This is a genomic window from Pseudomonas sp. PDM10, assembly GCF_014852295.1.
In the GTDB taxonomy this organism is placed as follows: domain Bacteria; phylum Pseudomonadota; class Gammaproteobacteria; order Pseudomonadales; family Pseudomonadaceae; genus Aquipseudomonas.
Genome location: NZ_JACVBJ010000002.1, coordinates 870,045 through 882,981, shown reverse-complemented (window position 1 = coordinate 882,981; position 12,937 = coordinate 870,045). Strand labels below are relative to the sequence as shown.

At 56.8% G+C, this 12,937-nt stretch carries 11 protein-coding genes and 2 pseudogenes; 4 read left to right on the top strand and 9 right to left on the bottom strand.

Features of this window, described 5'->3' with window-relative positions:
- Positions 1-2 precede the first annotated feature (2 nt).
- The gene (locus tag IB252_RS10660; RefSeq protein WP_192408469.1) at positions 3-1,523 is read left to right on the top strand and encodes an MFS transporter; all 1,521 of its coding nucleotides are present in this window, start codon (positions 3-5) and stop codon (positions 1,521-1,523) included.
- Positions 1,524-1,569: 46 nt separating this feature from the next.
- Positions 1,570-2,688, top strand: a complete 1,119-nt coding sequence (locus IB252_RS10655) for an FAD-dependent monooxygenase (protein ID WP_192408468.1) — start codon at positions 1,570-1,572, stop codon at positions 2,686-2,688.
- A gap of 63 nt (positions 2,689-2,751) precedes the next feature.
- On the opposite strand, the gene IB252_RS10650 is transcribed toward IB252_RS10655, so the two are convergent.
- From IB252_RS10650 to IB252_RS10625, 7 genes and pseudogenes are all read right to left on the bottom strand, one after another.
- Entirely contained in the window at positions 2,752-3,357 is a 606-nt protein-coding gene (locus tag IB252_RS10650; protein WP_008157119.1) for an isochorismatase family protein, read from the bottom strand.
- Between the two features lie 71 nt (positions 3,358-3,428).
- A pseudogene (locus tag IB252_RS30570) lies at positions 3,429-3,524 on the bottom strand (hypothetical protein); the annotation flags it as partial.
- 266 nt (positions 3,525-3,790) lie between these two features.
- Positions 3,791-4,117, bottom strand: a pseudogene (locus IB252_RS30565) (pirin family protein); the annotation flags it as partial.
- Positions 4,118-4,149: 32 nt separating this feature from the next.
- On the bottom strand, positions 4,150-5,094 hold the full coding sequence (locus IB252_RS10640) for an alpha/beta fold hydrolase (protein ID WP_192408466.1): 945 nt from the start codon (positions 5,092-5,094) through the stop codon (positions 4,150-4,152).
- Between the two features lie 170 nt (positions 5,095-5,264).
- Positions 5,265-6,212 carry a transporter gene (locus IB252_RS10635; RefSeq protein WP_192408627.1) on the bottom strand — a complete coding sequence of 316 codons (948 nt, stop codon included), beginning with the start codon at positions 6,210-6,212 and terminating at the stop codon, positions 5,265-5,267.
- A gap of 172 nt (positions 6,213-6,384) precedes the next feature.
- Positions 6,385-7,149 carry an SDR family NAD(P)-dependent oxidoreductase gene (locus tag IB252_RS10630; protein ID WP_192408465.1) on the bottom strand — a complete coding sequence of 255 codons (765 nt, stop codon included), beginning with the start codon at positions 7,147-7,149 and terminating at the stop codon, positions 6,385-6,387.
- Positions 7,150-7,344: 195 nt separating this feature from the next.
- On the bottom strand, positions 7,345-8,274 hold the full coding sequence (locus tag IB252_RS10625; protein ID WP_192408464.1) for a LysR family transcriptional regulator: 930 nt from the start codon (positions 8,272-8,274) through the stop codon (positions 7,345-7,347).
- 131 nt (positions 8,275-8,405) lie between these two features.
- On the opposite strand from IB252_RS10625, the gene salA reads away from it, so the two are divergent.
- A complete protein-coding gene (gene salA, locus IB252_RS10620; RefSeq protein ID WP_192408463.1) occupies positions 8,406-9,668 on the top strand; it encodes a salicylate 1-monooxygenase in 1,263 nt (420 codons plus the stop codon).
- Positions 9,669-9,722: 54 nt separating this feature from the next.
- Here salA and IB252_RS10615 read toward each other — a convergent pair whose 3' ends face one another.
- Positions 9,723-10,619: a LysR family transcriptional regulator gene (locus IB252_RS10615; protein WP_192408462.1), complete on the bottom strand. Its 897-nt coding sequence runs from the start codon at positions 10,617-10,619 to the stop codon at positions 9,723-9,725.
- 103 nt (positions 10,620-10,722) lie between these two features.
- On the opposite strand from IB252_RS10615, the gene IB252_RS10610 reads away from it, so the two are divergent.
- A complete protein-coding gene (locus tag IB252_RS10610) occupies positions 10,723-12,084 on the top strand; it encodes an MFS transporter (protein WP_192408461.1) in 1,362 nt (453 codons plus the stop codon).
- Here IB252_RS10610 and IB252_RS10605 read toward each other — a convergent pair.
- Entirely contained in the window at positions 12,047-12,922 is an 876-nt protein-coding gene (locus IB252_RS10605) for a LysR family transcriptional regulator (protein WP_192408460.1), read from the bottom strand. The two genes, IB252_RS10610 and IB252_RS10605, sit on opposite strands and share 38 nt — an antisense overlap.
- Between the last annotated feature and the right edge of the window lie 15 nt (positions 12,923-12,937).

Genomic DNA, 12,937 nt, shown 5'->3' with positions numbered 1-12,937 from the left:
TCATGTACAGAAAACACGCTGCCTTGTTGTTCACTGTGGGCCTGCTCTGTGCGCTGGAATATTTGCAGGCGGGCATGATCGCTTTTGCCAATGCACCGATTCGCGGCGAAATCGAGGCCAGCCCAGAAGAATTCAGCCTGGTGGCCGCCCTGTATGCCTGTATCGCAGTGGTGGTGATTTCGAAACAGCATTGGCTGACGGAGCGCCTCGGCTGGCGCAATTTCATGCTCGGCTCAATCAGCGTTTTCGTGCTGGGCGCTTTCGTGTGTGGCGTGAGCAGTGATTTGACCAGCTTCACCGTAGGCCGAGTCGTCATGGCCCTGGGTGGGGCCTCGTTCATGACGTCGGCACGCCTCATGATAAATCTGATTCCCCCCGGCCCGGGCCGGTTCACCGGAATCAAAGTATTTGCCACCGGGCTCGCTGGCGGGACGGCTGCGGCGCCTTTTATCTCGTCGTGGATGGTTGCCGAAAATACCTGGCACGCCATCTTCTGGATATTGATCGTCGGTGCCTTGGTTGCAGCAGCACTTTGCGTGCGTTTTCTGCCTACGAGCCCTATCCCCGAGGAGGACCGAACCCCCTCAAGCCTGGCAAGCATTCTCTTGTTGTCGGTCAGCAGTTTCTTTCTGCTCTACATTTTGCAGCGGTCCTACTACGACTTTTACAACGACACTTTCATCATCGTCGGTTGCGCACTCTTGGCAGCACTGGGGATGTACACCTTCTTCCACGCCGAACACAACAAGGCCAAGCCCTTCCTGAAGGTCCGGGACTTGATGCAGCCTCGTTACCTCCAGGGTGTGGCGCTGTTTTGCTACGCCTACGTTGTACTGGGCGCCAACAACTACATCTTGCCGTACTTCCTGCAAACGGGACTGGGCTACTCTTGGGACACCATCGGTACATTCCAGGCCATCGGACTGACCGGCACCCTGGCCACCTGGGTCATCATGGCCACTCTCCTTCCAAAGCACCCTGCCCCGAAGAAGTTCTTCATTCTGGGATTCATCGCGCTGGGTGGCTTTGGTTGGCTGCTGTCCTCGCTGACACCCAGTGCCAATATGTGGTCGAACATTCTGCCGGCATTGATTCTCAATGGATGCTTTGTGATGTTGGTTATGTCGACGGCCGCGATGCAGACCTTTCGGGACGTGATGCAAGAAGAGAAGTTGTTCGCGCATGCCTATCAGATCAAAAACATGATGGGACAGATCGCCATGGCGATTGGCACCACGGCCGCCACACTGTTTCTGCAATGGCGCACGACCCTGCAATACAACAACCTCAACGTGCATTTCAGCGCCAGCGACCCTCTCTATCTGGAGCAGACTCAACAGCTGGCGCAAGCACTGTCATTCGAAGTGGGCGCCACGACAGCGAACCAAATCTCGGTGGCGATGCACGCACAAATGCTGCAGCAGCAATCGACCCTGGTCGCCAGCATGGAATACTTTTGGGTCGTGATCGGCGTGGCGGTGATCGCGCTGATCATTTCAGTCTCGCAGAAGACCTTTAGATGAACCGGCATATTTTCACGAAGGTTGACGCTATGAGTGCTTACACGCGATGAACACCACACACCCGGAAATTATGATTGTCGGCGGATCCCTTGCCGGCCTCACGCTGGCGCTCGCTTGCGCGACCAGGGGCGTGCCCGTTCGTGTCGTTGAGCGCTCCGTCGGGCGTGTACACGGTGGCGACAGCCTGAGTGTCGATCTTGACGTGGTCGCGGCGACGGTTGGTCATGATCCGCGTGCTGCGCCCGTTTTGCCCGTGGTACCCGCCTATCGCGAATTGACGACCTGGCCGGCGCTTTACAACTGGCTACGGGACCGGGCTGTCGCAACACCCGGCATCGTCCTCGAAGAAGGCAACGCCGTCACCTCGGTCACAGCCCTTGGCGATCGGGCACAACTCTCCTTTGCCGACGGAACGCAGAGGGTTACCGCCGCGGTGATCGGGGCGGACGGATATCGCAGCATCGTTCGCCAGGCAATCACGCCCGACGCACCGCTTGCCCGCTACGCCGGTTATCTGGTGTGGCGTGGACTTGTCGAGGAGCGAGCGCTGACGCGTCCCGTCCCCTGGCCATCGGACGGCGGCCTATGGATTGAGTTCGTGGGCGGATATCGTCTGGTTGCTGCAGTACTTCCTGGTCGCGACGGCTCGATGGAGCCAGGTCAGCGTCAAGTCACATTCGCGTGGTTCGATGTGCATCAAGAGGCATTGCTCCGTAGCACCGGCTGCCTGACCGCCGATGGCCACATCGTGGGCACACTCGGACGCGAGACGATCGATGAAGACGTGAGGTCTGGCTTGGTCGCCCAGGTCCCTCAGGTCTGGCCTGAGATGTGGGCGGAGGCAGTGACAGTCGGCGTGCGCTCAGCGAATGTGTTGAGCGGCGCTCCGATTGCAGAGTACAAACCGCAGCGGTTGGCACGTGGCGCACTGGCCATCATCGGGGACGCTGCCCACGTCGTTTCACCGATGACCGGGCGCGGCTTTTTGACCAGCGTGGAAGATGCGGCGGTGCTGGCTCGGATGCTCGCAGACCGAAGCGCAGACGAACCCATTGCCGCTGTGCTGGCCCGTTATGAAGCAGCACGATTACCCTTCGTCCGCGGGTTGGTCAGCCATTCAAACCGGATCAGCGCCGAATATGTTCGCTATGCGCAAGTGAACTGATCTGGGAACTGTCGCGTTGCTCGACGAGCCATGCACCTCGAGCAGCGCAACAGGATCGCAGTTTTACTGGATGCCAGCACCCAAGGCCGGGAATACGTCGGTGAATAACAAGCCAATCAATTGCTGTCCGTTTGGTGTGGACCAATCCTGCCCGATTTCTGCCATGAGCGTATTGGTGGCGGTGAGTACGACGCCGGCATCGTGCATTCGTTGACGAGCGAATTCTTCGGAAAGGTCGCTAGGCGAACCCGAAGCATCCAGCACGGCCTGCACGGCGAAGCCTTCGAGCGCAGCATCGATTGCTGGAAAGATAAGACAAACGTCAGTGGTCACACCGGCCATGATCAGATGCTTACGCCCAGTGGCGAGCACTGCATCGTGGAAGTCAGCGTATTCCCAGGCGTTGACCACACCGGGACGCTTGATCCGTGCCGCGTGCGCTTCTGGGAGTATCGCGGCGATTTCCGGAAGAATCGGGCCCTGGGCTTGATCTTCCTGGCTGGACGTAATCACGACCGGCATGTTGAGGATCTTCGCCATCTTGGCCAGCGCAATCGACTGCTTGGCGGCAAACTCACGGTCGATGTTTTTGATCAGTTGCATCGTACCGACCTGATGGTCGATCAGTAACAACGCGGCGTTCTCTGCAGTGAATCGTACGGCAGCCATAGTACAAATCCTCGTTTCGTTGGGTTCAAACAAAGGGTAGCGGAGGCCCGCTGAACAGCACGACGTTGGCACTGCCCTGCGGGGCTCTCAACTTGACCTCGCGTGGAGTATCTTGCGCCGGGAACACCGGAAGCTTGAGGTCTTCGCGATTGAAGCGCTGGGCCTCCACCTCCACCGTGCCGTCGATTGGCATGGCAAACATGCAGTGGCCTGCGGCAATAGACACACTCAGCTCGGCACCCTCCTCCAGAGAGATGTCGAGCATCGTTACCTCGGTCGGTGGACTCAGCGGGGAGCGCATCTCACGATAGCTCCCCAACGGCACCCGCACCTTGGCACCTGGCTCCTGCATGACTGGCACATCCTGCGCTTCGAGTATCAGCGGGAACGGAGCGATGTCCCTGTTCGACGGAGCGAGAGCGACGAAGATCTGCAGTCCGTGAACCTTTTTGCCGGTTTCGACCGGAACCTCCTCGTGCACCACGCCACGGCCGGCGGTAGTCCAATGCAGGCCGCCCGGTTGAATCACGTTCTGGGTACCGATCGAGTCACGATTGGCCATGCCCGTCTCGGAATCGGGAAGCAGGTAGGACACCGCCGAAATGCCGACATGCTGGTGTGGCCCAAAGGTCGGCGCGTCCATCCAGTAGTGGTCGACCCCGATGAAGGGGGAGATCAATTCTGCCTCGGTGCGCAGACCAAAACCGTGGAAATGGCCGCCGAGGTTGGCGCGACTAAGCGGGGCGATAACGACAGACATGACGGCAGCCTCTGGCACTAGGGGTATCGTTCTCATCGTGCATAGGGCGCGAAAAACGCCTCAAACGCGGCCAGCAATGCCTCCGGGCGTTCTTCCGCCGGATAGTGACCGCAATCCGGAATGACCACGGTTTCAACATTGGAAGCGACCGTGCGCAACTCGGCCTCGACACTGTCGCCACAGGCAAGCGCACCCGAAAACGCCAGTACCGGTAAGGTCAGACGCGTTGCTTTGCGCGCTTGGTTCTGTGGAATCGACTGATCGATTGCGCGGTAATAGTCGAAGCTGGCCCGCAGGGCTTGTGGATCGCGTTTGAGTTGTTCGATGTAGAAGTCGACCGCGTAACGAGGTACCGCCTCTGGCGCCCCTGCTTTCGTCGCGAACTGGTGACCGAAGTAGAGTTCTTCGCGACCACTGACCAATTGCTCGTTGATGCCCAGCGCTCGATTGAAGTTGAAATGCCAGAGAAAATCACTGAGCCAGCGGTGCTCAGGCAGCAATGGCGGAGAGTCCGATAAGCCTGGAATAAGCGCCTCGCCCAGCGCAATGCGCTCGATTCGGGCGGGTTGATCGTGTGCCATGGCATAACCGGTCCACATGCCGATGTCATGGCCGGCCATGGCGAAGGACTCATGCCCCAAGGCGCCCATCAGCGCAAACATGTCTTGGGCCAGGGTCCCTGAGTCATAACCTTCCTGGGCTTTTTCCGAGAGCCCGACACCCCGCGGATCGACAGCGATCACGGTGAACGTGCGAGCCAGCGGCAGCATCAGGTAGCGCCACGCAAACCAGTTTTGCGGCCAACCTCCAAGCAGTAGCAATGGCTTGCCCTGCCCGCCAATGACGGCGTGCAGTTTCACGCCGTTGGCAGAGATCTCGTAGCTTTCGAAGACGTCAGTAAAACCGGTTGGCAGCTTGGGTACGCCATGCACGGAGCCGAAGCCGCTCAGTGTTTTGAAGTGTTCCTTTTGCAGCATCCCAAAGCCCGCCTGATTGATCTAATCACCAGACCATAAATGAGGCACCAGGGACTGACTAGACAGGAAAATCACCAAGGACTGTTGTGCTGATGCACCAATCACGACGCAATGGAATGCGAGAGCCATGACTGGCGTCCCTGCTCAGTACATGAAGCTATAGGCCAGGCTTAAAATCGCATGACCGCCTGGAGCCAGAGCCGTTCGCCGCGCGCCCTGTTTTCGACAAGCGTTTCATGCTGCCACTTCATCAGTACCCCAAATTCAGGGGTTTGATATTTCACAACAGGGCCATAAGCAACGACTTGACCTCGATTGCCGTCCTCCCACACCGACTCACCGTGACGCTCATCATCGTTCACCTGCTTGTACAAATACCCACTGACCCCAACCTGCCAATTTTTGTTCAAGCTGTAGCCAAGATGATAGTCAGCATTAATCTCGCGCCCCGACCGGTAATCAGTCGCACGATTCTTGTCGTTTATCATGTAGAGAATCTTGGCGCTTATCTCCACCTCGTCTATCGGGTTCGCCGTGAAGGAGTACCACGGCGAGTAGGACCACACGTTAGTTCCCACATTGAACAGCCGATCCTTGTCATACGAAGCGGTGGGTGCATAAAAATCCACACCCAGCATCTGATGGAAACGTGGAGAACTCCAACCCAGAAACAGTGGAGTAAACGCCAGATCGGCGAAGCCTTCATCCTTGCCACTGTTGCGGACACGCCCTTGGGGCGTTTCTGTATAAAAACTCACCTGCCCCTTTATGTAGGGCAAGGCTGCACGACTGGCCAGTGTTGCGCCCCATAAGGTGTAGTCGGAATAAACGTAGTCCAGGCATACCGCGAGTGACTGGTAACTGAGGTTGAAGTCCTCAATCCCGGCCATGCTGCGCCCATAGGCCCCCTTTAGTTCAGTAGACTCGTAAGCGGAACTGTAAAAAAAGGTGGTTAGCCCTGGCGGTGGCATTCGCCCAGCCAATACGGTGTCAAGACCAAGTGGGTAAGCAGTTCCGTTGTTTTCGGTAGCGTGAGTTTGGGCACACGTCAGCAGCATGGCCGCCGTGCAGAGCAAGGAAGAACGTTTGCTGAGCCGCAAAGTTTTTACGCGCAACATAAGAATGATCTCGTATGGATTATTATTTTGATTACGAAGATTCATGCGAACAAACAGAACAAACAGAACAACAGGGCCTGCCTCTAAGGGGTGTTTATTATTTGCAAGGCAATAGAGCCCCTCCTTGTTTCAGGCAGACCAGTTGAATAATCAAGCTTAATGTCAGGTAGAGTTACCAGGCAGTGGTACCACCATCGACCCGAATATCAGTACCCGTAATGAAAGAGCTTTCATCAGAGGCCAGGAATAAAGCAGTGGCCGCAACTTCTTCGGGCTTACCCAAACGCCCCAGCATCACTTTGCCCACCATCGTTTCAGCCCACTCAGGATCCTGCAGCAACGGGATTGTTTGCTTGGACTCAATCAACCCAGGGGAAATGCTGTTGGCGCGCAAGCCATGGACCCGGCCTTCCAGCGCCAGTTGGCGAGTCATGGAAAGCACGGCTCCTTTGGCCGCGCTGTGCGCGATTCCGGGGAGCATGCGGTAGGTCGACCATGCCGAAACCGACGCTGTGTTAATGATGGAAGCACCCGGGGACTTGATTAACTCCGGCCAGGCGGCACGCACGAGATGGAAAACCAGATTCAGTTCCTGATCGATTGTTCGATGCCAGTCCTCGTTTGATATCTGATCAATCCAACCAAAATAGGCCATCGCCGCATTATTGAATAACACATCGACGCGCCCAAACTCCGACACCGCCAATTCAACTAGCCGGGTGCAGTTGGCGGGGTCCGTCAAGTCACAATTGTTTAATGAGACCATCTCCCCACCCATGGACTTCACGGCATCAACTGTCTCCTGAGCCGCCTCATGATAGATGTCACACCCCACTACTTTGGCGCCTTGTAGCGCGAACATTAACGCAGCCGCGCGCCCCATTGACCCGCCAGTGCCTGTAATAATGCAAACTTTACCCTGCAGACGATGACTCATAAGCACTCCGTTATTCTTGCTTGTTTTTATAAGAACAGATCTTGCAGTAACACACCCGATCAGTCGTGGTGGTTAATGAGTTGCCGAACTGTAGGTAGACCACTACCTATTGACTAGGCACGAAAATCACCAAGGACTGTTGCGCTCACGCTCCAATCACGGTGAAAGGGTCTAAAAGGGAAATGACAGGCAGGGTTAGAAATTCAAAATGCGATTATATTCCGGCTCTAACCACTCCGGTTTTTCGGCGTACAACGTACGTGTTAACTCTTTGATGAGTTCTACGACGCTATCGTTATCATCAAGGCGGTAACTCATGATCAACGGTGAGACCGCTTCTTTGTCGCTTACAAGTCGATAAACCAGCTCACGTCTGAGGTGGCGAGCCGAGGCGGGAATGATGCAATAACCCGACTCCGCGGACGCCAATCCTAACGCTGTCTGAAGATCGCCTACTGCGTGTACCTCCGAGGGTTCGCCACCCTTCGCTCTGATCATGTTCAACACCTGATCAGCGAAGCTTGGATGGAATCGGGAGGGATAAACAATGATCGGCCAGCCACCCAGTTCAGCTAGTGAAACAGGGGTAGATATGGAAGCAAGCTCAAAGGCCGGTGCTATGGCAGCCATAAGGCGCTCCTCTCTGAGCACTATTCGATCGACCTCGGCTGCCTCCGTGTGGATGCGTCCAAACCCTACATCGATCTTCCTTTCCCGTAGCGCAACCATCTGTTCACCAGATGTCATTTCCTCCCATTTCACGTCCAGGTCCGGCCGAACTCTTCGCAAACGGCGAATAATCGTCGGGAGGGCACCATACAAGGCCGAGGCAACGAAACCGATCGTGATCGTCTGACGTGTGCCCAAGGCCGTCTGACGAGCATTTGCCGTCATCTGTTCGAATTTGCCAATGAGTGCTATGGCATCTTCATAGAATCGCTGACCGGCCGGGGTCAGCTGAATGGGGCGTGTCTCACGAAGGAATAGTTGAAAACCCAACTCTTCCTCGAGCAGATGGATCTGCTTGCTAAGTGACGGCTGCGCGACGTGCAGCGACTGCGCTGCCTTGGTGAAATTCCGTGTTCTTGCCACCGCGATAAAACGCTTGATTTGACGGATATCCATGACGGCCTTTCTACCAGGGAGGTTCCCTAGTATAGCCGCGAGGCTATGTTGCATAGGGACAAAGTCTTGGACGCTGCGCATCAAAGTTGCGAAAAATGTCCCACCAATAATCACAATAGAAAGGTGACTCAATGGACCGCAAGCATGCGCTACGTGTAGCCATCGTGGGTGGAGGAATTGCCGGGACTGCCCTGGCACTAGGCCTGATAAAAAAGGGAATGACACACGTCAAGCTGTTTGAAGTCGCCCCCGCTTTCGGTGAAATCGGCGCCGGCGTTTCTTTTGGCGCCAATGCTGTACAGGCTATCAAGCAGCTCGGTATCGGTGAGGACTACCATGAAATTGCCGACAGCACTTCTGCCCCCTGGCAGGACGTCTGGTTCGAGTGGCGTCATGCGCACGATGCCTCACTGATAGGTACCAGCGTTGCGCCGGGCGTAGGGCAATCATCTGTCCATCGCGCCGACTTCATCGATCTGTTGGCCAAGCGCCTACCGCAAGGCATTGCGTCGTTGGGCAGGCAAGTCGTCGGCTATGAAGAAAACAATAACGAAGTATCACTGAAGTTTTCCGACGGCAGCTCCTACCCAGCCGACGTTGTCATTGCCGCAGACGGAATCAAATCAGCCCTGCGTAATCCCCTGCTTGCTGCTGCTGGCCATTCAGCCGTAAAGCCGCGTTTCACCGGCACGTCAGCGTTCAGGGGATTGGTGGAAACGGCGGTACTCCGTGATGCTTATCGTGCGGCAGCACTGGATGAGCACTTACTCAACGTGCCTCAGATGTACCTGAGCGAAGACGCCCACGTCCTGACGTTTCCCGTTAAAAAGGGGCGTCTGATCAACATCGTTGCCTTTGTGTCCGACCGCCATGTCGAACATCCCTCCTGGCCGGCCGACATGCCATGGGTGAAAGCGGCTTCGAAAGAGCAAATGCTGAACAGTTTTGAAAGCTCAGGGCTTGCCGTAAAAACGCTACTTCAATGCATTGAAAACCCGACGCTTTGGGCCCTTCACGATGTGGAGCCGTTACCCACTTATGTCCACGGGCGAGTAGCACTCATTGGCGACGCGGCGCACGCGATGCTGCCACACCAGGGTGCTGGCGCAGGCCAGGGCCTCGAAGATGCTTACTTCCTGGCAGAGTTGCTTTCGAACGAGGCGGCTTCAGCGACGGATGTACCAGCACTGCTGGCGGCCTACGATGAGGTCCGACGCGAGCGTGCCTCGCGCGTTCAGCGCACGTCCTGGGAAGCCGGTGAGTTGTACGAATACAAGAACCCAACCGTTGGTCGCGATTCCCGGAAATTGAAGGACGCGTTGGAACAGCGCCTAGATTGGGTTTGGCAACATAGTCTGGACGATGAAGTGAAAAAAGCCCTGACACTCTGCTAAACGCGTTTTTCTCGCCCCTTCTGCCAGGTCAATCGTTCCAGATTGACCTGATAGTCACTCATTGAATACCGACATGATCAAGCGCCGCAGCCAGACACTTCTCGGCGCTTCGTGAAAACGTGCATGCCAGTACTGCTTGAGGTCGTAGCGTGGAATGTCCACAGGAGGCTCGACCATTCGCACGTTCAGATTATGCGTGTACATGTTGGCGACGGTGCGTGGCAACACCACGATCAAATCGGAGCGTTCGATGATCGATGGCACACTCATGTAGTGAGAAGTCTGCAGCACGATGTTGCGGTGGATACCTGCTTTGGTCAGGTGGGCTTCGAACATTTCCTGGCGTCGGCTGCCATCACGTACCTGCAGATGCTCCAGCCTGATGAAGTCTTCCAGGGACAGTTGCTCCCCCGCCAGCGGGTGATCGAGGCGGATCAGACAGACCAGGTCATGAGAGAACAACCGCTGCTGATAGATGTTGGGGGTTGTGAGGTCGGGAAAATAGCCAAGCACCGCATCGACCCGGCCTTCATGCAGGTTCTCCACAAGCTCATCAGGTGCCAGACTGACAGTTCGAATGCGGGTATTCGGTGCCGCGCTGCGCAGGCTCTGGAATAGCGCAGGTAGAAAGACCACTTCACCCACTTCGCTCAGGCAAAAGACGAACTCCTGGTCGCTGGTAGCAGGGTCGAAGGTCGGGCCGCTGAGGATGTCCCGGTCGATTATTTCGATCACTTCGCGGGTGCGCTCAATGATGCCTTGCGCCCGTGGCGTCGCCTCCATCACGTTACCCGAGCGAATGAACAGTGGGTCCCCCAGTGAGTGACGCAGGCGAGCCAGTGCCGCACTGGTTGCGGGCTGGCTCATGCCTAGCCGCTTCGCCGCCGAGGTGACATTGCCGGTTTCATAAACGGCTAGCAGGACGCGGAGCAGGTTGAGGTCGGTGCGCATAGGTATAACAAAACCAGATAGTTTGAATAATTAGAATTGGCTTCCTTTATTTAAAGCGCTTGGCGACGATCACGTCCAGATAAAAAAAATAAAAGGTAGCCGCATGAACCCTGACAACGCCCGAATTGGCGAGATCATCGACAGCGCGAAGATCTCGCCATATCAGATCGTCATCCTTGCCTTGTGCTTCCTCATCGTCCTGGTGGATGGTTTCGATACCGCAGCCATTGGTTACATCGCCCCGTCGCTGCGCGAAGAATGGGGTCTGTTGCCTGCCCAGTTGTCACCGGTTTTCGGAACTGGATTGTTCGGCCTGATGGTCGGCAGCCTGATACTGGGCCCGATCGCCGATGCCATCGGACGCAAAAGCGTTTTACTGATTTCAGTGCTGGTGTTTGGTCTCGCCACCCTGGCCAGCGCCTTTGCCCAATCGATCGAGTCGCTTACGGTTCTGCGTTTCATCACCGGCATCGGCCTGGGAGGGGCGATGCCGGCGTGCATTGCCTTGAGCGCCGAATACTCCCCCGCCCGCCGACGCATGATCATGGTGACCTTGAGCTGGAGTGGCTTCACGGCGGGCCTTGCCTTGGGCGGCATGCTCGCAGCACACATGATTCCTGCATTCGGCTGGCGTTCTGTGCTGGTGCTCGGTGGCGTCATGCCGCTGGCGCTACTGCCACTGTTGGCTTGGCTAATGCCTGAGTCGGTTCGGTTTATGGCGTCTTCGGGCAAGCACGCCGACGCCTTGCGTCGGGTGGTCGAACGCATCACCCGAAAGAGCTGGAGCGGTGTAACGATCCTCGATGACGAGCGCCCGGCCCAGGTCAGGTCGCCGATCTCGCACCTGTTCATCGACGGCCGATTGGTCCGAACATTGCTGCTGTGGGTGACCTTCTTCTGCTCGCTCTTTGTGTTTTATCTGCTGACCAGCTGGCTGCCGACCCTGCTCAAAGAGGCCGGCTACGATATCGCTTACGCTTCGCGTATTGGCGCCATGGTGCCGCTGGGCGGTACTGTCGGCGCCATTCTCATGGCCCTGCTGATGGATCGCGTCGGCCCCTACCCTGTACTGACGTTCTCGTACTCGGTGACGGCTGTGGTCATTGCCGTCACGGGCTATCTGATGGGGGATCCCTATCAATTGGCTGCCATGGTATTTCTCATCGGCTTCGGTGTAGCCGGTGCGCAAAACGGACTCAACCTGGTGTCAGCCACCTTGTACCCCACCGCCGCCCGGGTGACCGGGGTGAGTTGGGCAATGGCCCTCGGCCGCTGCGGTTCAATTGTCGGCTCGACGCTGGGCGCCTGGTTTATCTCCACCGCGGGCACATCACAGGTCTTCTTCCATTGGCTGGCAGTTCCTGTGTTGATCGGCGCAACATCCATTGGTGGTCTTTATTGGCTCAGCACTCGACGGAACCCGACAGTCAAGCCTGCTCAAGTTGCTCACGCAGAAACTCAATGAAACGTTGAGTTTTTGCAGGCAAAAGACGGGTTTCAGTGAGGGCATACACCGGGATCGGATTGGCCTGCCATTGGGGCAGTACCGGTTGCAGCAAGCCAGTGCGCAGATCGTCCGCGGCAATGCCTTCAGGTAGCAGCGCTATCCCCAGATCCAGTGTCGCCAATCGCCGAAGCATCCCGACGCTATTCAATTGAAACCGTCCTCCCACCTCGACCTCAACCACTTCGCCTGAATGGGAAAGCTGCCACTTGCCAGCTTTTCGCAGGCGCAAGCATTCGTGGTTTACCAGCTCGGACGGATCGCTGGGTTCTCCATTGAGTTCCAGATAACGAGGCGAGGCGTACAAACGACGAGAGAGGCTCGCCAGCTTGCGTGCAATCAGATTCGAATCTGCCGGTTCGCCCATGCGAATAACCACATCGACGGGTTCGCTGACCAGGTCAACCTGGCGTGGCGTGAGGTCGAATTCAAAGCTGATGCCAGGGTACCGTCGAGCGAATTCAGCAATGAGCGGTGCCAGGTAAATGTTGGCGAAATCCACCGGCAGTGACGCGCGCAAAAGGCCGCTTGGATGCGCGAGCATTTCACCCAGCTGCTCGTGCGCCAGCCGCGCCTCGTCAACGATTCGCTTGCAGCGGTCAAAGTACAACTGCCCCGCCTCGGTCAATTCGATCTTGCGCGTGGTGCGATTTAACAGTCTCAAGCCAATGGCCTTTTCAAGCCCGCTGATGCGTCGCGACAAGGTCGAATTGGGCATCGCCATCGCTTCTGCGGCTTTGCGAAAACTGTGGGCTTTGACGACCTCGACGAACAACGCCATGTCGTTCAGAAGTTCCATATTGATTGCTCCATC

Bases quoted from the DNA above. Each gene is read 5' to 3' on its own strand.
- IB252_RS10630 (WP_192408465.1), bottom strand. From the start codon at position 7,149: ATGAGTCATCGTCTGCAGGGTAAAGTTTGCATTATTACAGGCACTGGC.
- salA (WP_192408463.1), top strand. From the start codon at position 8,406: ATGGACCGCAAGCATGCGCTACGTGTAGCCATCGTGGGTGGAGGAATT.
- IB252_RS10635 (WP_192408627.1), bottom strand. From the start codon at position 6,212: ATGTTGCGCGTAAAAACTTTGCGGCTCAGCAAACGTTCTTCCTTGCTC.
- IB252_RS10650 (WP_008157119.1), bottom strand. From the start codon at position 3,357: ATGGCTGCCGTACGATTCACTGCAGAGAACGCCGCGTTGTTACTGATC.
- IB252_RS10605 (WP_192408460.1), bottom strand. From the start codon at position 12,922: ATGGAACTTCTGAACGACATGGCGTTGTTCGTCGAGGTCGTCAAAGCC.
- IB252_RS10625 (WP_192408464.1), bottom strand. From the start codon at position 8,274: ATGGATATCCGTCAAATCAAGCGTTTTATCGCGGTGGCAAGAACACGG.
- IB252_RS10660 (WP_192408469.1), top strand. From the start codon at position 3: ATGTACAGAAAACACGCTGCCTTGTTGTTCACTGTGGGCCTGCTCTGT.
- IB252_RS10655 (WP_192408468.1), top strand. From the start codon at position 1,570: ATGAACACCACACACCCGGAAATTATGATTGTCGGCGGATCCCTTGCC.
- IB252_RS10615 (WP_192408462.1), bottom strand. From the start codon at position 10,619: ATGCGCACCGACCTCAACCTGCTCCGCGTCCTGCTAGCCGTTTATGAA.
- IB252_RS10610 (WP_192408461.1), top strand. From the start codon at position 10,723: ATGAACCCTGACAACGCCCGAATTGGCGAGATCATCGACAGCGCGAAG.
- IB252_RS10640 (WP_192408466.1), bottom strand. From the start codon at position 5,094: ATGCTGCAAAAGGAACACTTCAAAACACTGAGCGGCTTCGGCTCCGTG.